19 protein-coding genes are annotated in these 20,367 nt (G+C 44.9%); 15 read left to right on the top strand and 4 right to left on the bottom strand.

The annotated features are described in order from the left end of the window. Positions 1-46 precede the first annotated feature (46 nt). The 3 genes from ACJJIJ_RS01870 to ACJJIJ_RS01860 all read right to left on the bottom strand — a co-directional run bounded on the left by ACJJIJ_RS01870 (position 47) and on the right by ACJJIJ_RS01860 (position 810). Positions 47-187, bottom strand: coding sequence for a hypothetical protein (locus ACJJIJ_RS01870; RefSeq protein ID WP_252084852.1), 141 nt, complete (start codon positions 185-187; stop codon positions 47-49). 30 nt (positions 188-217) lie between these two features. Next, positions 218-547, bottom strand: a complete 330-nt coding sequence (locus ACJJIJ_RS01865; protein ID WP_444939553.1) for a reverse transcriptase domain-containing protein — start codon at positions 545-547, stop codon at positions 218-220. Between the two features lie 107 nt (positions 548-654). Next, positions 655-810: a hypothetical protein gene (locus ACJJIJ_RS01860; RefSeq protein WP_444938491.1), complete on the bottom strand. Its 156-nt coding sequence runs from the start codon at positions 808-810 to the stop codon at positions 655-657. A 606-nt stretch (positions 811-1,416) separates the two neighbouring features. On the opposite strand from ACJJIJ_RS01860, the gene ACJJIJ_RS01855 reads away from it, so the two are divergent. Further along, positions 1,417-1,650, top strand: a complete 234-nt coding sequence (locus tag ACJJIJ_RS01855) for a DUF5062 family protein (protein ID WP_252084850.1) — start codon at positions 1,417-1,419, stop codon at positions 1,648-1,650. A 259-nt stretch (positions 1,651-1,909) separates the two neighbouring features. Here the strand turns inward: ACJJIJ_RS01855 and ACJJIJ_RS01850 are convergent, their stop codons facing one another. Continuing rightward, complete coding sequence (locus ACJJIJ_RS01850; protein WP_444938490.1) at positions 1,910-3,319, bottom strand: YdgA family protein; 1,410 nt, start codon at positions 3,317-3,319, stop codon at positions 1,910-1,912. A gap of 564 nt (positions 3,320-3,883) precedes the next feature. On the opposite strand from ACJJIJ_RS01850, the gene ACJJIJ_RS01845 reads away from it, so the two are divergent. From ACJJIJ_RS01845 to ACJJIJ_RS01780, 14 genes are all read left to right on the top strand, one after another. Further along, positions 3,884-4,594 carry a DUF3885 domain-containing protein gene (locus ACJJIJ_RS01845; protein WP_444885844.1) on the top strand — a complete coding sequence of 237 codons (711 nt, stop codon included), beginning with the start codon at positions 3,884-3,886 and terminating at the stop codon, positions 4,592-4,594. Positions 4,595-5,048: 454 nt separating this feature from the next. After that, a complete protein-coding gene (ndhC, locus tag ACJJIJ_RS01840) occupies positions 5,049-5,462 on the top strand; it encodes an NADH-quinone oxidoreductase subunit A (RefSeq protein WP_252084847.1) in 414 nt (137 codons plus the stop codon). 18 nt (positions 5,463-5,480) lie between these two features. Next, positions 5,481-6,128 (top strand): NuoB/complex I 20 kDa subunit family protein, encoded by a 648-nt coding sequence (locus tag ACJJIJ_RS01835; protein WP_444885845.1) that lies wholly within the window; start codon positions 5,481-5,483, stop codon positions 6,126-6,128. A gap of 41 nt (positions 6,129-6,169) precedes the next feature. Then, positions 6,170-7,975, top strand: coding sequence for an NADH-quinone oxidoreductase subunit C/D (gene nuoC / locus ACJJIJ_RS01830; protein WP_252084845.1), 1,806 nt, complete (start codon positions 6,170-6,172; stop codon positions 7,973-7,975). Between the two features lie 130 nt (positions 7,976-8,105). Then, positions 8,106-8,672, top strand: a complete 567-nt coding sequence (gene nuoE / locus ACJJIJ_RS01825) for an NADH-quinone oxidoreductase subunit NuoE (RefSeq protein WP_444898897.1) — start codon at positions 8,106-8,108, stop codon at positions 8,670-8,672. After that, positions 8,650-9,924, top strand: coding sequence for an NADH-quinone oxidoreductase subunit NuoF (gene nuoF / locus ACJJIJ_RS01820; protein ID WP_444898898.1), 1,275 nt, complete (start codon positions 8,650-8,652; stop codon positions 9,922-9,924). The genes nuoE and nuoF overlap by 23 nt, the downstream gene beginning before the upstream one ends. Before the next feature lie 56 nt (positions 9,925-9,980). Beyond that, positions 9,981-12,821, top strand: a complete 2,841-nt coding sequence (nuoG, locus tag ACJJIJ_RS01815) for an NADH-quinone oxidoreductase subunit NuoG (RefSeq protein ID WP_444938489.1) — start codon at positions 9,981-9,983, stop codon at positions 12,819-12,821. A gap of 3 nt (positions 12,822-12,824) precedes the next feature. Beyond that, complete coding sequence (nuoH, locus tag ACJJIJ_RS01810) at positions 12,825-13,781, top strand: NADH-quinone oxidoreductase subunit NuoH (protein WP_252084841.1); 957 nt, start codon at positions 12,825-12,827, stop codon at positions 13,779-13,781. A gap of 40 nt (positions 13,782-13,821) precedes the next feature. Further along, positions 13,822-14,340 (top strand): NADH-quinone oxidoreductase subunit NuoI, encoded by a 519-nt coding sequence (gene nuoI, locus ACJJIJ_RS01805; RefSeq protein WP_444885850.1) that lies wholly within the window; start codon positions 13,822-13,824, stop codon positions 14,338-14,340. A gap of 166 nt (positions 14,341-14,506) precedes the next feature. Continuing rightward, positions 14,507-15,031 carry an NADH-quinone oxidoreductase subunit J gene (gene nuoJ, locus ACJJIJ_RS01800; RefSeq protein WP_252084839.1) on the top strand — a complete coding sequence of 175 codons (525 nt, stop codon included), beginning with the start codon at positions 14,507-14,509 and terminating at the stop codon, positions 15,029-15,031. Then, positions 15,021-15,338: an NADH-quinone oxidoreductase subunit NuoK gene (gene nuoK, locus ACJJIJ_RS01795; RefSeq protein ID WP_435583630.1), complete on the top strand. Its 318-nt coding sequence runs from the start codon at positions 15,021-15,023 to the stop codon at positions 15,336-15,338. The genes nuoJ and nuoK overlap by 11 nt, the downstream gene beginning before the upstream one ends. Before the next feature lies 1 nt (position 15,339). Continuing rightward, positions 15,340-17,178, top strand: a complete 1,839-nt coding sequence (gene nuoL, locus ACJJIJ_RS01790) for an NADH-quinone oxidoreductase subunit L (protein ID WP_444938488.1) — start codon at positions 15,340-15,342, stop codon at positions 17,176-17,178. Beyond that, the gene (gene nuoM, locus ACJJIJ_RS01785; protein ID WP_444938487.1) at positions 17,175-18,767 is read left to right on the top strand and encodes an NADH-quinone oxidoreductase subunit M; all 1,593 of its coding nucleotides are present in this window, start codon (positions 17,175-17,177) and stop codon (positions 18,765-18,767) included. The genes nuoL and nuoM overlap by 4 nt, the downstream gene beginning before the upstream one ends. Continuing rightward, positions 18,764-20,305 carry an NADH-quinone oxidoreductase subunit N gene (locus ACJJIJ_RS01780; RefSeq protein ID WP_252084836.1) on the top strand — a complete coding sequence of 514 codons (1,542 nt, stop codon included), beginning with the start codon at positions 18,764-18,766 and terminating at the stop codon, positions 20,303-20,305. The genes nuoM and ACJJIJ_RS01780 overlap by 4 nt, the downstream gene beginning before the upstream one ends. Positions 20,306-20,367: the final 62 nt, after the last annotated feature.

The following is a 20,367-nucleotide window of genomic DNA, read 5'->3' as shown; positions in this document are numbered from 1 at the left end:
CGGTGAGAGGTTTCGACGCAAATTCGAGAGCACTGATCGACGCAACTTACTGCCTGCGGGTTTCAAAACAATCGGGGATTACTTGGCTTTTAGTATCGTTAACCTTGAGCTTAAGCTTGCGCTCAACAAAGCGTTTAATACTCGCCATAACCCGTCCACCCGCGCGTTTAGAGGAAACGACGATCACAAAATTCTCCGCATAGCAGATAAAATTGTGTCAACGTTTTTCCAGTTCTTTGTCTAGCAGGTTGAGTACAATATTGGAAAGCAGCGGCGATAAAGGGCCACCTTGTGGCACCCCCTCATGACAGGCTTTCCAATATCCATCTTCTACACATCCTGCGCTCAAGTAGCTTGCGATCAATTTGAGTAAACGCTTATCGCTGATTCTTTGGCCAAGTAAACTCATAAGGAAATCATGATTTACTCGATCAAAAAATTTAGATAAATCGACATCCTCCGCTATTCGTTTCCCTTCCTCGATATATTTTCTAAGCTTGCTCACTGCATGATACTGTGATCGCTTTGGACGGAAGCCATAGCTAATTTCCGAAAATTTTTATCGAAGATGCGGTGGATAACTTGGGCAACAGCTTGCTGAATAACACGATCAAAGATTGTAGGTATCCCAAGACCTCGCTGACCACCATCTGGCTAGCGAATGTAGACACGCCTAACGGGAAGCCGTTGATAATGACCTTGCCGAATAATTTCAACAATCTCATCGCCAATTAGCTTGAAGTGCTGAACAAACTCATCGATGGTAATCCCATCAATGGCTGCGGCACTTTTATTGCCGGATGGCAACATATCGGTAGGCTACCCTGTCTTTTAACCCTGGAGTTTGGTTGAGGCCTTCACCGTGTCCAAGGTATTAATCTTGGCATTTGGCTACTAGGCCGTCGGCTGAGTTCTGTTTAATCACCCTGGTCATTTCTGACCGAGGCTCTGGCTATGTTCCACCATTTTTTCTACTCCACGATAGTAGTGGACCTACTTATGAGTCAGCGCCAACGCTGACAGCTAAACAAATCTCCCTAGATAAGAACGTGAACTTTCACTGCACAGTTGCATCATTGACTCTAGCTGTTAGATCACCTAGCTAAACCTTATAGAATGTTTCTGTTCGAAGCTCGAAGTTTTGCTGGCGGCTGTCTCCCCAAAAGACCTCGTGGTATTGCAGTTGCCATTCGCTAGTAGTTAGCATTTAATGGAATCCATTAGCGGTGATCTTCCTACTGGGGACTTTCGCCCTATTAGTCCAGGCCCATGCTGAGTGCACCAAGCGCCTGTAAATTGACCCCCGGCCATTGTCATCTTTTTTGCCAAAACCTTAATAAATAAGGTGACAGTAGCCACCAGCAGTTGAGGCGGGCGTTAGGTGCGTAATATCGACGACCTCTTTGAGAGATGATAATGAAGAAACTCAAAAACGAAAAAGAGATGGTGAAAAAGGCTATAGCACTCGGTACTGCATATGGCACCAAGCGAGGCGTTGTCGAATTCGAAGCTACCGACTCAGCTCACGAGAAACTCGAATATATTTACCGTCTTTTAGTTCACGATAAATTAATTCAACCCCTTCCAGAAGACAAAATATCACAGAAGGCTATCATGCATAGGTTAGCAATATGGGCCTCAAAGCAGTGAAGAGAGGAGTTTTATCGTAAGACCAAGAAGTATTTGGTAGACATACTAAAAGGGCTTAAAAAGTCATAGTCATGGGTTAGCAGCCATTAGCGCCGATATTCCTACGTTTCACCACAAATAAAAACGAAACCATGTCCGGCTTTGTTTATAGCTTAGGTAAACACCGTTAACACAAGAAAACCGATAAATCGTCAGACTTAGAAGAGGAGTATGAAGTGGCTTAAGATAAGCCACTTCAATCACAAACGACTAATATCCGCTAAAGGGGCAGCGGCATAGGTTTTTCATTCACCTTAAACTCGCTGTCTTTCAGACTGATATTGGAGCTGTAGCCGTCATTGGTTGATACTAACAAACCTTGTTGCTCAAGAGACGCTAATATGGTCGGCACTTGTTGAGCAGCTACTTGCTCCAGCTGCTCTTCACTCATGCCTTGGGTTTGCGGGTTATTTTTCAATTGAGCTTTCATCACTTGTACGGCCATAAATTCAATCAGGGCTTTATCGCCGCTTAGCTTGCCGTCAACTAAGGCATGTGACAGCCAGAAAGCCGGATCTAGTGGTTGCTCCGGTAACACGCTAATGCCAACTAAGCTAGTATGAAGGTTACTGTTAAAGCTGCCTTGCGGAAAAGTACCACGTAAGCTGGTAACATTCACTTGAGGTTCGCCAGCCACTAAAGATAACAGATTAGCGTTCATAAACTCCATAGCCTTAGCTCCTGCCTCTTCAGCAGGCAGCGTATTGAGTGAGTTCGCAAAATCCTGATAAGACTTCAAAAATTCTTGGCTGATATTGGCGACCTCAATCTCAAGAGCCAGATCTTCACCATGGAATTCAGCTATGTCGACCTTTTTAGAGCCGTAGGCAACCTGCATATTTCCCAGTTGTTTTTCTTGGTTGAATTCAGTACTGCCCTTCACATATAGATCAGCAATGTCAATATTTTCGTTTTGTTCTCTATCATTTAAACTGATGGCACCAAGGTTAATTGTTATTTCAGAATCATAAAAAGCACTTTCAAAGATTGCCTTAAAAGAGGAAGCCATGGTCATATCCATAGTCAAACTTTCAGCCTTGATGTCCCTTAACTCAGAAGTGACAGTAAGGCTATCGGCACCCCCCTGGTAAGTTAGTTGCCCATCCTGATATTGCCCGTTACCCTGAAAACCGCTGAAAGTTAACTGAGCTTTATGATCTTCAATATCAGTAGTAAATGGCGTAATGCTGTCGTTATAGTAATAACCACCTAAAACATTCATATTACCATGAAGCTGGTAAAAAGGAGTTTTCTCAGTCCACACCAAATGTTCACGTAATTGATCACCGGCAACTTCTAGTGTCCAGCCAAGCCATCCGAAACCAGCATGTTCACCGAAGCGAAAGGGGCCGTGGGAAGCACTGAAATCTACTTCTACAGAAAAAGGTTCAAGTTCAGGAGTATCTGATACATCCGAGAAAGCATTGAGATCCATGCTGACCAAAAAGGTGGTCTGAGTTGAAAACCAGGATGAATCCATGCTTTTTATTTCAACCGTGTATGCCGAATTTTCATTTGCGGCAGTGACTATTTCATCAATGGATGACTCAAGTTGAATGCCGGCAATTTTCGGTGCAACAACACCAGTAAACACTGCTGCTGGAAGCAATACACTCAATAATTTCTTCATTAAAACAAATCCAAACTACAAATTGGCTGAGAAGTAAGTCTATTATTATCTCATATTTACAGGCAGCTGTAAGCCAAAATATAAATACTTATTCTTTCTTGGTGTAAACAACAAACGGACGCCCCTATAACAACAATATGTAAAGCGGACTCAATAAAAATCACCACATCTAGTCCTTAATATTGGAGGCGGGAAGCCTTGCTCGCCGAAAATGCGAACGCTGTAATTAGTTGTAATTGGTACAAACTTTTATATTCTATAAGGGATCGCGTAAATGTAACCATTGGTAAGTTGAGATTCAGTTTGCTGGGCCACCGGAAAGTATAAATTCATGTATTTGTGATTGTAATTATTGCCTGCATTCAGCTTTAAAGTGCATCACTTACTCTACCCGTTAGATCTACCGGTTTCTGTATCCTTGGCCAGCTCGTAGTTTTTCTATCGACCTCCTCCCCACAAGACCTTGCGGTATTACAGTTGCCATTCATTATTAGTTAGCATTTAATGGAATCCATTAAATGGTGATCTTCCTACAGGGGGCTTTCACCCCATTAGTCCACGCCCATGTTGGGTGTACCAAAGCCATCAACCATTGCCAGTAAAGCTGCCTGGACCTCTGCACTATGTGCTCCAGCCGGTTATGACGGCGTTAAGGCTACAATGAATATTCGAGAATCTATCCAGTCTCAATTTTCCGGAAAAGCTTTCGAAAGACCTTTGTTCTATACCCACAAAGGAGGCCTTCGTTTTGAGCTTTCCTTAGGTGGAGATTGGCTCGATCAATTTGATTTAGCATTACGTAAATCTCACGAAATATGTGAAGAAATATTCGATAAGGAGATTGTTGCCTGTTACCGTATCTTTAGTAACGAACCCCTAGTTTCTTCTATCTCCACTTTTCGTGAGCTTAGAAACATTGGATTATTTCCCAAGAAAGTGAAAGAGAAAGAGCACTGGCTTGAGCGTGTAGCGGTAGATGAAGGCTGGATTGAGGGGGAAACTGAAGATTACTGGCATACAATTGCGATAAAACTACCCAAATCAAGTCTGAAGAAGCTACTTTGGTGCAGCATGGCACAAGACTTAGGCGTCAAGCCATGTCCGCTAGTAAACATCTACCTCTTTGATCTAACTAAAGGAGTTGAAGCTTGGCCTTATGATGTTCGAGGCATGGACGTTATTGGCAACAAGGCCATACTGTCTCAGCTATACAAGAAATTCGACTCATACCTTCTCGACTACGATAGAGAGATGATGGACACGAATTTTGGCTAACGCCTTAAATCGGGGGGCACAGTCCCCTGATTTATCCTCCGCACCACTCCCCATACGAATCCCAATCCCAGCTCTATCTATCTTGCATCGCCTTCTCACCTATCTTATTGCGCCATTCATTTCTTAAATATCTCCATTTATTGACACAAAATTAAGTTTTTCAATCACTGACGTTAATTATCACAGAATCCCATCTAATAAAAAGTAAAGGTATAAGAATTAAACGTTCCTTAGTGATACTGGCGTAATCTTGGACTAAGCCTTATAAACAGTGAACAAGCAGACAAGGATTTTGGGAGCTACCAGGCACCTCGTTGAAGTAGAGGGTAACTCAAAAGTATTCCATCGTTTTCTGTACTAGAAATCGTTCCTATCAAAAAAATACCAAGTATTTTCGCGGCGGTACTAAGAATCAATTCGGGCATGACCCATAAGAAAAACGGGGAGAAAGAAGTTGAACTACCCAGAGCAGCTCAACCCGGAAGTGTGGCCTCTTGTCGTTTATTGCCTTGCTGTACTCGCACTAATTGTCTTGATGCTGAGCCTTTCCTATTTTCTCGGGCAGAAGAGAAGAGATCCCGCAACAGATGAACCTTTTGAATCCGGGATTATCTCCCAAGGCAGTGCTCGCCTACGAATTTCAGTTGCCTACTATTTGGTTGCCATTTTATTCATTGTATTCGACCTGGAAGCGGTTTATCTGTTTAGCTGGTCAATTGCCTTCTTTGAGACCGGACTTCTCGGCTTTATCGAAGCCACAATCTTTATTGTCATCCTACTGGTAGGGCTGATCTACCTATGGCGCCTGGGTGCATTGGAGTGGGGCGGACAACAAAAAAGTTTGATTGGCCGCAAAAATAATCAATAAAGAAACCAGGAAAACACCATGCGCTGGCAGCTGAGTAAGGCAGATGATGTCATCGCCTCTGACTCCCGTAAGTCAAGTGGCGAGGAATTCGAAGAAGACCTGCAAAAAAATGTTCTACTCGCCAAGTTGGAAGAGTTAGTCGCCTGGGGACGCTCTAATTCACTTTGGCCATTTAACTTCGGGCTCTCCTGCTGCTATGTGGAAATGGCCACTGCATTTACCAGCCGCCATGATATCTCCCGTTTCGGCGCAGAAGTCATTCGTGCAACGCCACGGCAAGCTGATCTTATTGTAATTTCTGGTACCGTATTCCTAAAAATGGCGCCTGTGGTACAGCGGCTCTACGAACAAATGATCGAGCCTCGCTGGGTGATATCCATGGGCTCTTGTGCCAACTCTGGCGGCATGTACGACATTTACAGCGTGGTGCAAGGTGTCGATAAATTTTTGCCTGTTGATGTCTATGTCCCCGGGTGCCCCCCACGCCCAGAAGCATTACTGCAGGGTCTCACTCTGCTACAAAAATCCGTTGCTGCCGAGCGCAGAAATTTCAGTTGGGTAGTGGACGAACAGGGAACCAGAAAAGTAGCCAAACCAAGCCAGCGGGATTTGCATCGAGAAGAACGGATGCGTACGGAACTATTGCGCTCTCCAGATACGGTTTAAAGCTTAAAGCGCTCTAATAAAACAATAACAATGGGACCCTCATGACAGGCGTTATAGCAAAAAGTATTCACAGTGAGACTGCCTATAGCAAGGAGGCTGAGCTATTCCTGCGTGATCTCGACCAGGAATATCATTTGCACAATTACTGGTTACAACCAAATTGTGGAGATATGCCCACTCTATGGGTAGATGCCCAGTCCCTGATTCCCATATTGCAATTTCTCAAGGTAGATATTTCTCGTCCATTCGCCATGCTTTACGACCTCAGCGCAATAGATGAGCGCTTGCGAGTAAACCGCGGAGAAGGACCAGAAAAGCAGCCAGCGAGTGATTTTACCCTGGTCTACCAACTCCTATCTTTCACTCGCAATTTATTTATCCGCATTAAGGTCGCTCTGGCCGAATCCAAGCTTTCAGTGCCATCAATTGATGACATTTGGCAAAACGCCAACTGGTATGAGCGGGAGGTTTGGGACCTCTTTGGGATTAATTTCGAAGGGCATCCACATTTGCGCCGGATTATGATGCCCACTACCTGGAAAGGACATCCCCTGCGTAAAGATCATCATGCGCGCGCCACAGAAGTAGACCCTTTCAGTCTTTCTGAAGAAAAAGAGCGTAAGGAGCAAGAGGCACTATTATTTCGTCCTGAAGATTGGGGCATGGCTCGTGCCAATGAAGACTCAGAATTTATGTTTCTAAATCTGGGGCCAAACCACCCCAGTGTGCATGGCGTTTTTCGCATCGCCCTGCAACTCGATGGTGAACAAATAGTGGATGCGGTACCGGATATCGGTTATCACCATCGCGGCGCAGAAAAGATGGCAGAACGCCAAGCCTGGCATACCTATGTGCCCTATACAGATCGCATTGATTACCTGGGTGGCGTTATGAATAACCTGCCCTACGTTTTGGCTCTGGAGCAACTCGCCGGAATTCAGGTGCCCGAACGTGCCCAGGTTATTCGTGTAATGATGTGCGAGTTTTTCCGCATTTCCAGCCATCTCGTCTTTTTCGGCACCTTTGCTCAGGACGTCGGACAGATGTCCCCAGTCTTTTACATGTTTATCGACCGGGAGAAACTATTTGGCATAGTCGAGGCCATCACTGGTGGGCGTATGCATCCGGCCTGGTTTCGGATCGGCGGTGTAGCCCAGGATCTACCAGAGGGTTGGGAAAAGATGGTCCGGGAATTTCTCGACTATATGCCACAACGCTTGCGCGATTACGACGGGATGGTAATCAAAAATAAACTGCTTCAAAAACGTACACGGGGCATCGGCGTCTACAATACCGCTGAAGCACTGGAGTGGGGGGTGACGGGTCCCGGTCTGCGCGCAACCGGGCTTGAATGGGATTTACGTAAAAAACGCCCTTACAGTGGCTATGACCAATTTGAATTCGATATTCCCAGCTATGATGGTGGTGATTGTTTTGATCGGTGTCGCGTGCGAGTAGATGAAATGTGGCAGAGCCTGCGCATTATTCGTCAGTGCCTGGAAAATATGCCAGCTGGGCCCTATAAATCCGATCACCCATTGACGACGCCTCCACGAAAGGGGCGCACTATGCAGGATATAGAAACCCTCATCCAACACTTTGTAAATAACAGTTGGGGACCTGTAATGCCCGCCGGTGAGGTGTGTTTCCCAATCGAAGCCACTAAAGGTCTCAACAGTTATCAAATTGTCAGCGATGGAGGGACGACATCATACCGCACCAGAATACGCACCCCCTCATTCCCACATTTACAAATGATTCCACTTATGTCACGGGGACTGTTAATTGCGGATCTTATTGCAATCATTGCCAGTATTGATTTTGTGATGGCAGATGTTGACCGATAACAACAATAAATTCAGCTTAGATTATGGGGAGATTTATGAAATACAAGATTCGATGCTCTTATGTCGCAGTAACCACCGGCGGCAGTAGCATCTTCTAGATGCCTCCGTGATTCGACCATAGGAGGCGAAAATGTCCAGCGTACTAGAACCGGAACTGATCGAAGTAATGGAGCAAAGTAACAAGGATCCAGAAGAACTCTCCGAAACCCTCACCGATGAGGAAAAGCGAGAAATTGATGAAGAGGCCTCTCACTATGAGGGAAAATCTTCTGTGGGTTTAGAAGCACTTAGAATCGTACAAAAGTATCGAGGCTGGATTTCAGACGGTAGTCTACGGGCCATTGCAAACTACTTGGACATGCCTGTAGCTCAACTGGAGAGCGTAGCCACCTATTTTCAACTGATTTTTCGTCAGCCCGTTGGGAAAGAAGTGATCTTGCTTTGTAAAAGTGCCAGCTGCTGGGTTATGGGCTGTGATCAATTACAAAAACACATAAGCCAGAGTCTACAAATTGAACCAGGACAGACAACAAATGATGGAATATTTACTCTATTGGAGGCTCCCTGCTTAGGCGATTGTGATAAAGCGCCTGTACTCATGCTGGGAGAGGAAATGTATAGAAACCTCGATGAATCAGCTATCGACGCACTAATCGATAAAAAGAAACAAATCCATGCTGACAAATCCTCTCACTAAAAATATCACAAAAGAAAATACCGCAGCAGATATCACCCGGTACCTGGATAATGATGGTTACCAAGGATGGCGTAAAGCGCACTCTATGGTACCGGATGACATTATCAATCTTGTCAAAGATGGCGGGTTACGTGGACGCGGTGGGGCTGGATTTAACACTGGATTGAAGTGGAGCTTTGTTCCCCGAGGCGAAGGCTCCCCTGAGCAAAAATTTGTTGTCTGCAACGCAGATGAAATGGAGCCGGGCACATTCAAAGACCGCCTCCTTATGGAGCGTGATCCACATTTATTATTAGAAGGGATGGCAATTGCTGCCTACGCCATAGGTGCATCCATTGGTTACATATTCATTCGCGGGGAATATCACCTGGCAGCAGAACGCCTTGAGCGAGCAATAGAGGAAGCAAAATCTCAAGGTCTCATCGGAAAAAATATTTTTGATAGTGATTTTTCGTTGGAAATTTTTGTGCATCGCAGTGCAGGTAATTATATCTGCGGTGAAGAGACAGCGCTTCTCAATGCTCTTGAGGGGCAACGTGCAATCCCCAGAGCTAAACCACCATTCCCTCAAGTAAGTGGCTTGTGGGGTAAACCTACAGTTGTAAATAATGTAGAAACCTTCTGCAATATACCTCATTTGGTAGCATATGGAGTCGACTGGTACCGTGGCTTGGGCGTCGGACAGGATGCTGGCAGTAAAATATTTGGCGTCAGCGGCAAAGTCAAAAATCCCGGTACTTGGGAATTGCCAATGGGTACCCCTATTCGTGAAATCATTGAACAGTATGCTGGTGGCATGCGAGATGGACTTCGGCTAAAAGGCTTCCTACCAGGCGGAGGATCTACCGATTTCCTGGGGCCCGATCACCTCGATCTCCCTATGGATTATGACGTGATCGGCAAGGCTGGTAGCCGTATGGGGACCGGTACAATTATTGTGTTAGATGATAAAACCTGTCCTATTGGGCTGGTACTAAATCTTACACAGTTTTTTGCGCGCGAATCCTGTGGATGGTGTACTCCTTGCCGAGATGGCTTGCCCTGGATTGTGAAAGTTCTGCAAAGAATCGAGAGTGGGGAAGGTCTGCCCGAAGACCTTGAATTGCTACATGAGCAATGTAAGCGCATTGCCCCAGGTAAAACTTTCTGTGCATTGGCTCCTGGGGCAGCAGAACCCATTCAGAGCTCCCTCAAACTATTTGAACAGGACTATATAGATCATATCAAGAAAGGCTGTTGCCCCTATAAATAACTAGCGAAAGAGATTGGCCGGACTCCCAATAATATCAAATAAATAATGGATTAACGATGCCAACCATAACGATCGATGGCGAGAAGTATCAGGTTGATGGCGATCAAAATCTTCTCAGTAGCTGTCTGACTGTAGGTCTAAATGTCCCCTATTTTTGCTGGCACCCTGAAATGGGCTCGGTAGGTGCCTGCCGGCAATGTGCCATGATCGAATATAAAGACGGTGAAGACCAATCGGGTCGATTAATTATGAGCTGTATGACACCAGTTCGAGATGGTGGTATCTACAGTGTCAATGCCGAGGCAGCAAAAGAATTTCGCGGTAGTATCATTGAAGACCTGATGACCAATCATCCCCACGACTGTCCAGTTTGTGAGGAAGGTGGTGAGTGTCACTTGCAGGATATGACTGAAATGTCAGGTCACACCATGCGCCGCTATAGGGGCACCAAGCGCACACATCGCAATCAATATCTTGGTCCATTTATCAATCATGAAATGAACCGGTGTATTACGTGCTACCGTTGTGTACGGTTTTACAACGATTATGCTGGAGGGAGTGATTTACAGGCACTCGGTCGTAATCATCAGGTTTATTTTGGTCGTCAAGAAGAAGGTCGCCTACAAAATGGCTTCAGCGGAAACTTGGTTGAAGTCTGCCCTACCGGTGTATTCACTGATAAAACATTCAGTGCACATTTTGTTAGAAAATGGGATCTACAAACAGCGCCTTCGGTTTGTGAACATTGTGCAGTAGGGTGTAACACTGCACCTGGTGCAAGAGAATCCAGCAATGGTAACGACCCTGTACTAAGGCGTATTACCAATCTCTTCCATCACGATATAAACGGTTACTTTCTCTGCGATCGAGGTCGTTTCGGGTACGAATATGTCAATGGCTCAACACGCATTGATCAGGTATTGAGTGTACATAATGAGGAGCTTATTAGCTCCACTGCAGATTCAAAAGATAAACTTCACTGTAAAGTAAACCCCCGCGATGGTGTTCTACACCTATCGGTACAAGTCACCGCAGCTCAACGCCAACTCCGCCGGATCATTGGCGTTGGCTCTCCCCGAGCATCAATAGAAAATAATTTTGCTCTACAGCAACTAGTTGGAGCCGACAATTTCTTTTCTGGGCTAAACCGTCTCGATCAGCAATTATTGCAACAGATCAACGCTATACAGAGTGACGACCGAATAAAAAATCCCAATACTCCAGAAATAGAATCCGCAGATGCAGTTCTGATAATCGGTGAAGATATCTATAACACGGCGCCCCGTATTGCCTTGGCTGTGCGTCAAGCAGCACGTAATCGTCAAAAAAAGCAGGCTCAAAATTTAAAAATTCCTTTGTGGCAAGATGCCTCAGTAAGACAACTAGAGGGTGATCCCAGCCCGATTATTTTTATAGGAACAGAGCTTACCGACCTCACAGATATAACCAAAACTACCCTGTTTGAGTCACCAGAAAAAGTTGTACAGTTTACTAATGCACTCACTGAGGAAATCAAAAATTCTAACAACCAGGGAACTGAAAATACCTCAGAACTACAGAAACAGATTAGACACGTGGCTCAAATACTGGAAAACGCAAATAATCCACTGATTATATCCGGAGTATCCAGCAGGCATCCCAACACTTTAAGCGCCGTTGCCAATCTGGCTTGCGTAATAAGCGATCGCAAAAAATCACCCACTAATCTGTATTTAAACTGTGGCGAAGTTAACAGCTTGGGATTAATTCAGCTTGTTAATGAAAGTGATAACAATCTGGATCAGCTCTTGGAGTCACTGACAACAACAAAGAATACTATTCCAACCAGTCTTGTTGTGCTGGAAAATGATCTATATCGGCGACTGGATACACCATCTGCAGAAAAGATTTTTTCTCTAGTGGATGAAGTTATTCTGATGGATTCTCTACTTACGCCTACCGCCAAGAGAGCCAACTGGATCTTCCCAGCATCTACAACAGCCGAATCACAGGGTACTTATATAAATAATAATGGTTTAGCCCAGCGATTTTATGCAGTCTATGAAGGCAAAGGATACATTCAGGAGAGCTGGCGCTGGCTTGTGGATGCTGTAGATTTTTGTACTGAGAAGTCCGCTAACCTCTCAGTGATCAACAGCTGGAAGCACAGTACAGATCTCAGTAATGCCATAGCGAAGGAGTTCACGACGCTGGGGGTTCTCGCTGATCTCGGCCCCAATGAAGACTATCGCATAGATGGTCTTAAGATCGCTCGACAAAGTGCCCGTTATAGTGGGCGTACCGCTATCCACGCCCAACAACATGTTTCAGAAACACCCCCCATTAAAGATCCTGATGCTCCTATGAGCTTCAGTATGGAAGGCATACACAATCCAAATAAAACTCCACTCCAGGCAAATATTTGGTCACCAGGGTGGAACTCCAACCAATCTATCTTTAAGTTTCAACAACAAGTTGGTGGTGAGCGTAAAGGGGGGCCGTCAGGCAAAAGAATTGAACGAGCTCCACGACCTATCTCTGAATACCTCCCCTCTAGTGGTGAATTAGAGCATCCATCCGAAACCTCCAATAAAGTACAGATGCTTCCCATTTATCGCCTCTTTGGTAGTGAGGAACTCAGTAACCAATCAATGTCTCTCTCTGAGATTATTGACGCTCCATTTATATTAATACATCCAGATACCCTAGCTCACTACACTCTGACTATGGGAGAACTGGTAGATATAGAAACTAGCAATGACACCCATAGAGCAGAAATAAGACCCTGCAACACCATACCCCATGGGTGTATTGGTGTGCCTTTTGGATTACCGGGAATGGAGACCCTGGCTCCTCAGATTCCTGGCTATGCCTCTCTACGTCCGGCAGTGGCACCTATGATTAGCGAGGATCAATAAGCCATGAGTACACCAATCTGGATTACTCTGCTCAATATTTTCGGTGTACTTATCGTTACCGTGTTACTCGCAGCTATTCTCACTTGGGGAGAGAGACGACTTCTTGGATTTTGGCAGGATCGGCCAGGTCCAAATCGGGTGGGTCCCTTCGGCACATTACAAGTTCTTGCCGATATGATTAAGCTGTTCTTTAAAGAAGACTTCATTCCTCGGTTTGCCGATATTCCTGTCTTTGTTCTAGCGCCTACAGTCGTTATGGCAACCATGCTCATTGCCTTTGCCGTAGTGCCCATGTCGCCAAGTATTGGGGTTGCCGATCTTAATATTGGTCTACTGTTTGTGCTTGCAATGAGCTCCATTGCCGTTTACAGCATCATCCTTGGTGGCTATGCCTCTAATAATAAGTATGCGCTACTAGGTGGTCTCCGAGCCGCCGCACAGACAGTCTCCTATGAAGTCTTTATGGGGTTGAGCCTGATGGGTGTAGTGATGATGTCCGGTAGTTTCAATTTGAGGGATATTGTCAATGCCCAGGCGGACACCTGGTTTATTGTGCCCCAGTTTCTAGGTTTTATTGTTTTCTTTATTGCCGGTATCGCCGAGAGTCGCAGGACACCCTTTGACCTCCCCGAGGCAGAACATGAATTAACAGCAGGATTTCATACTGAGTATTCAGGTATGAAGTTTGGAATGTTTTTTGTTGGTGAATACCTTGCTGTAATTCTGATATCCGCACTAATCACCACTTTATTTTTAGGAGGATGGCATGGCCCTCTACTCCCTCCTATTATCTGGTTCTGCCTAAAAACAGCTTTTCTGGTTGCCATTTTCATTCTATTGCGTGCAGCCCTTCCTCGTCCTCGATACGACCAGTTGATGAAATTTGGCTGGAAGGTCATGTTGCCCTTGTCTCTGTTTAATCTGCTCGCAACCGCTGGAGTACTGTTATGGATCGCCTAGGCATTCAATCACATCCCCACAGTATTGCAGGAGGACGGAAATGATCGCCAGTCAAATTCGCAGTATGTGGTTAATATTTAAACACCTATTCCGGCGTAATGTCACCGTTCAGTATCCAGAGGAGAAACCTTACCTGGCACCACGCTACCGTGGGAGAATTATTTTAAGCCGGGATCCCAATGGCGACGAGCGCTGCGTAGCCTGTAATCTCTGTGCAGTTGCCTGCCCGCCAGATTGTATTTCTTTACAGAAAACCGAAGATCCTGATGGTCGTTGGCGTCCAGAATATTTCCGTATTAATTTTTCACGCTGCATCATGTGTGGACTCTGTGAAGATGCATGCCCAACTTATGCGATCCAATTAACACCTGATTTTGAAATGTGTGAATACGATCGTCAAAACATGGTGTATGAAAAGGAAGATCTATTGATCGATGGACCAGGAAAATATCACGACTATAGTTTTTATCAGGTCGCAGGCAAAGCCATAAAAGGAAAAGATAAGGGCCAGGCAGATAATGAAGCAGAGCCAATTAATGTTAAGGGCCTGAATCTATAGCTTTAAAAATACACATCATTATTGGCCCCAACAATCATCAACAAGCCAACAGTCGCCGGCAAAGAAAACAATAATTAAAAACAACAAAAATAATTCACTAAACAAGAAAAAGTCGCCGAGAAAAAATCACTCAACCGACTAACACATTACCAGGGAGCCGAAAGGCATGAATCTTATCTTCTATTTGACAGCTGCCATAGCCGTAGCGTCCACAACCATGGTTATTTTTCATAAAAATGCTGTACATGCCCTTCTTTATCTAGTGACATCGCTACTCGCAGTGGCTGTAATCTTTTATCAATTTGGAGCCCCTCTCGCTGCTGCTCTAGAAGTGATTATTTATGCCGGGGCAATTATGGTATTGATTATTTTTGTCATTATGATGCTCAACCAGGGAGATTCCACTGTAGCTCAGGAACAGGCGTGGCTTCAGCCCAGAACCTGGATCGGCCCGGCTTTATTGTCTGCCTTATTATTAGCTCAACTTATTATATTGGTGAGTAATGGACAAATCTCTTCAAGTCAAACCTATCACTACATAGGCCCCAAACAAGTAGGTATCGCGCTATTTAGCCACTATGTTCTCGCTGTAGAGTTGGCTTCAATGTTATTACTGGCTGGATTAGTTGGTGCATTTCACTTAGCTCGTCGTAGAAATATTGATTCAGAGGGATCTAATAATGCCAATTGAAACCGCACCAGGTCTTGAGGCAGGTGTTCTACTTGCAGCCATCCTTTTTTGCTTGGGACTGGCAGGATTAATGATGCGAAGAAATGTCATTTTCATGCTGATGTGTGTGGAGATTTGCACAAATGCTGCAGCACTGATGTTCGTAGTCGCTGGTGCACATTGGGGGAATGCTGATGGCCAGGTAATGTTCTTATTTGTCGTCACTCTTGCGGCAGCTGAAGTAGCAATTGCGCTTGCTTTAGTTCTGCAATTTTATCATCGCAAACATACTGTTGATATTGATCAATTAAATGAATTGAGAGGCTAACATGCAGGGCCTATTGGCTTGGGTGCCACTTTTACCACTGATTAGCTTCCTCATATTGGTAGCTATCCCACTATTTCATCGGGATGAGCCTTCGCAAAAAGTGATTGCCTATATCGGCGTTGGCAGTGTTGGCTTGGCTGCTCTATTTACAATAATTGTCGCCATTGTTTTATTTTGGGGGAATCCCTCTGAATCAGTCAATATTCCTCTATGGTCGTGGATGTTGGTGGACAACCTGAAACTAGGCTTCAATTTCCACGTGGACTGGTTAACCATGGTGATGTTACTGATTATCACTGGTGTTGGGTTTCTTATCCACCTCTATTCAGTAGGCTATATGCGGGAGGACCTGGATTTTCGCCGTTACTTCGCTTACCTAAACCTGTTTGTCTGTGCCATGTTGATTCTGGTTTTGGCTGATAATCTGGTCTTACTTTATCTTGGCTGGGAGGGTGTTGGACTCTGCAGCTATCTTCTGATTGGTTTTTGGTATAAGGATCCAGCCAATGGAGCAGCTGCCCAAAAAGCTTTTATCGTCACCCGTATTGGTGATACGGCAATGGCTATCGGCTTGTTTCTGCTTTTCTATGAATTCTCAACACTAAACATTCCTGAGCTTGTCTCGACCATAAACGGTCCAGATGTAAACAATGACATAGTCACTTTAGCGTGCCTTCTCTTACTGGGTGGTGCCGTGGGTAAGTCGGCACAATTACCACTGCAAACCTGGCTACCTGATGCCATGGCTGGTCCAACACCAGTGAGTGCCCTGATACATGCTGCCACTATGGTTACCGCAGGGGTATATTTAATTGCCCGTATGCATCCTCTTTATATGTTATCGGAAGTGGCAATGACCGCTGTGGCAGCCGTTGGCGCTCTCACACTACTTCTGGCTGGCTTCAGTGCAATAGCTCAAAGTGACATAAAAAGAGTACTCGCCTACTCCACAATTAGTCAGATCGGTTATATGTTTCTTGCTTTAGGCGTTGGTGCTTGGTCTGGCGCTATTTTTCACTTAATGACTCATGCATTTTTTAAGGCCCTGCTATTCCTATCTGCAGGATCAGTAATTTTAAGCCTGCATCATGAACAAAACGTTTTTTCAATGGGTGGACTGTATCGAAAAATACCACTCACTTTTATTTGTTTTACCATTGGATGTGCATGCCTTGCTGCACTTCCCTTCACCTCAGGATTCTATAGTAAAGACCATATATTATTGAGCGCCTGGGAATATCACCAAGGCATTAACATCTTGTGGCTCGCCGGCATACTCGGAGCACTCGTAACTGGAATTTACAGTTTCCGTGTATTATTTCTCGTGTTTTTGGGAAGAGAGGGTCAAGCTTCCACTCATTGTAAAGATGCCAATATTCCTGTAATGAGCATACCTCTCTGTATTCTCGCAGTGTTGGCATTATTTGGTGGCTTATTGGCCCCGCCGCTGCAATCCGTATTTGGTGTTCGCCCAGACGAAGCCCACTCCCCCTGGATCGAAGGCACTGCTATTGCAATGCCATTAATAGGCCTTGCAATTGCCTGGAAGTTATTCCGTCATGAGCAAAGAACAGGAGAACAACGTTCAAGTCTATTGCAGTTCTGGTTCTCCGGCTGGGGATTCGATTGGATATACGATCATCTACTGGTGCGACCTTTCAAGTTTATTACTCAAATAAACCACAACGATATTATTGATAGCATTTACAAAGGCACCGCAACAATTAGCCGACAAATGCATGCTCTTCTAAGTACCTCGCAAAATGGACAAGTGCGTTGGTACCTAACTACCTTTGCCGTTGGTTCCATTCTATTCCTCGCACTTCTGGTGGCGTTATGACCCTTTTAACGATCATTATTATATTGTTCGCCGGCGGCGTGCTAGCCTGGCTAGCTGAGCGCTATTTTAAATCTGGTGGGCGCTGGATCAGTATGATCAGCTTATTACTTGCCGCCTTATTACTCACAAACTACTCAACATTTATTCATTCAACAGAAGTTGGCACATCGGAGCCTTGGTGGGAGAGTTTACTAATACCCTGGATTCCCAGATTTGGAATTGACTTCCATTTAGCCATTGATGGCTTAAGTTTTCTCATGCTGGTACTGACACTGGCAATGGGAATTTTTGGGGTAGTAATGACCTGGAATGATATTAATTTTCGCAGAGGTTTTTTCTATTTCAATTACTTATGGACTTTAGCCGGTGTTGTTGGTGTCTTTACCGCTATTGATCTTTTCCTTTTCTTCTTTTTCTGGGAAGTCATGCTGATACCCATGCTGTTCTTAATCGCAGTATGGGGTTATGAGCAACGTATTTACGCCGCAATCAAGTTCTTTATTTTTACTCAAGCAAGCAGCCTTCTAATGCTAATTGCGATAGTTGCTCTTGTTTACATTCACTACACCAACACCGGGCAGCTCACTTTTAATTACAATGCCCTGCTAGATGCCCGTGTATCACCCGGAATTGCCTACTGGATAATGCTAGGGTTCTTTGTTGCTTTCATAGTCAAATTACCAGCTTTACCTTTCCATACTTGGTTACCAGACGCGCATACTCAGGCACCTACAGCAGGGAGTATCCTGCTGGCCGCCATTCTCCTTAAAACGGGCGCTTATGGCTTGTTGCGCTTCAACCTACCGCTATTTCCTGAAAGCTCAATATTATTTGCACCGGTAGCAATGACTATTGGAGCACTCAGTATTATTTACGGAGCAATGCTCGCCTTTGCTCAAAGAGACATGAAGAGGTTGGTAGCTTATTCCAGTGTTAGCCATATGGGGTTTGTGTTACTTGGCTTGTATGCCCTTGATACTATTGCTATTCAAGGAGCTGTTATGCAAATGATCGCTCACGGCTTGAGCACTGCAGCTTTATTTGCCCTGGTGGGTGCTATTCAGCACCGCTTTCACACCAGAGATATGCACCAGTTGGGCGGTCTTTGGGCCAGATTGCCAAAGTTATCCGCCGTTGCGCTTTTCTTCGCAGTAGCATCTCTGGGCCTACCTGGTTTAGGCAATTTTGTTGCTGAGTTCACCGTACTCGTAGGTAGTTTCCGAAGTAATCACTGGCTTACAGCCCTGGCAGCAGTTGGGCTTATTGGTGCAGCGCTCTATGCCTTACTTATGATGCAAAAGGTATTCTTTGGGAAACTGAACAAGCGACTGGAAAAGCCGATTCAGGAGCACGAGGCTACAGATCTCAGCATACGGGAATCTAGCGCCCTTCTCACTCTCGCCGTCCTATTAGTCTTTATCGGTTTACGCCCACAACCAGTTTTTGATATTGCCGATCCAACTGTTCAACGGTCCGCAACAAGAATTGATACTGTTTTAAATGATCAGAAAATCTTAAATGAACAATTATCATCTCAGACTCTCTCACCCAAGCTTAAACCGACCTCAGTTGAGGATAACACCCCATGAGTGCACAGGAACTTTTTGGAATACTGCCACTACTGATACTTAGTGCAGGTATAGTTATTCTATTGTTACAGGTATCTTTTTGGCGTGGGCACCTGGGGGCATTGGTAACCACCCTAATCACTCTACTGCTTGCCATGGCTTCTTGCTTTTGGGTTGCCGATGAACTGACTGGTGCAACAAGCTCGCTTCAAGTAACTGAGCTTATCCTGATCGACTACACTGCATTATTTTTCACACTTATATTGCTGGTAACCGCCTTTGCCGTCAGTATTATGGGGTTCAACTACCTACGTCTACGCTGTGATCCAAAAGGAGTAGCTGGTAGTTATCCAGAGGAATATTATATTTTATTGCTTCTGGCAATGCTTGGTGCCTGCACTCTGATTTTCTCCAGCCATTTTGCAACATTTTTCCTGGGACTTGAGTTAATTAGCCTCTCTCTTTATCCCATGCTAGGTTTTTCCTTAACTGGCGATCTATCCCCAAAAAGAGAGCAGCTTCAGTCCCTTGAATCAGCCATTAAATATTTAATTCTATCAGCACTATCCACTGCATTAGGCCTGTTCGGTATTGCGCTTATTTATAGCGCTTCTGGCGCGCTAGACTTTACCGGCATAGCTTCTCGAATTACCGAGTTATCCCAGACCTCCACGCTATTTGCTACCGGAGTTACTTTATTTCTTATCTCTGTGGCTTTTAAATTATCACTTGTGCCCTTTCATATTTGGACACCAGATGTTTACCAAGGGGCCCCCACGCCAACAACAGCCTTGATTGCAACCGTAGCCAAAGGGGCGGTTATTGGCTTCCTATTACGTTTCTTTAATACTCTGGACCTATACAGCAGCAAAACCTTAATCGATATGCTTTCTATTGCAGCCATAGCCAGTATGATTGTAGGGAATCTTCTCGCATTAATGCAGTCGAATATCAAACGCCTTTTAGCCTACTCTTCAATTGCACATATCGGTTATTTGATTGTGGCTTTTATCATAGGAAAAAGCACCTTTGGCACAGAGGCCGTTATTTATTACTTGATAGCTTACATAATTACTACCCTAGGTGCTTTTGCGATAGTGGGCTTGGTCGCCGATTCGGTTGAAGAAAAAGTGCTTAGTGGAGAGTACCCTGAAAATCCCACTTCAGATAGCCAGAACCCCTATCAGCGTGCATTTTATCAGGGGTTGCTCTGGCGCTCCCCCTGGTTGGCCAGCTGTTTCGCTGCCATGCTCCTCTCTCTTGCCGGCATACCGCTAACTATTGGCTTCATTGGCAAGTTCTATGTGTTTACAGCAGGGGTTGAGGGTGAAATGTGGGGGCTTCTAGCGGGTGTGGTTATCGGTAGTGCTCTGGGACTTTTCTATTATCTAAGACTACTTCTTACCCTAGTACAACGTGATAGCTCCCTGGATACAACCTCTAACGGCACAGTACAAATTGCTGCATCTGGCCAGTTGTTACTACTGGCACTGACCGGGGCTCTGTTAGTATTCGGTATTTTTCCTCAGATCTTGATCAACTGGATAAATGCACTATAAAGATTAATTAGGGTATGGCCGCAAGAAGATACGACCTGTTTTCCGCCCAATAACAATTTCCT

The sequence above is a fragment of the Microbulbifer mixtoriginis (SeqCode) genome, from assembly GCF_052467945.1.
This window is presented reverse-complemented; position numbering and strand designations above follow the sequence as displayed.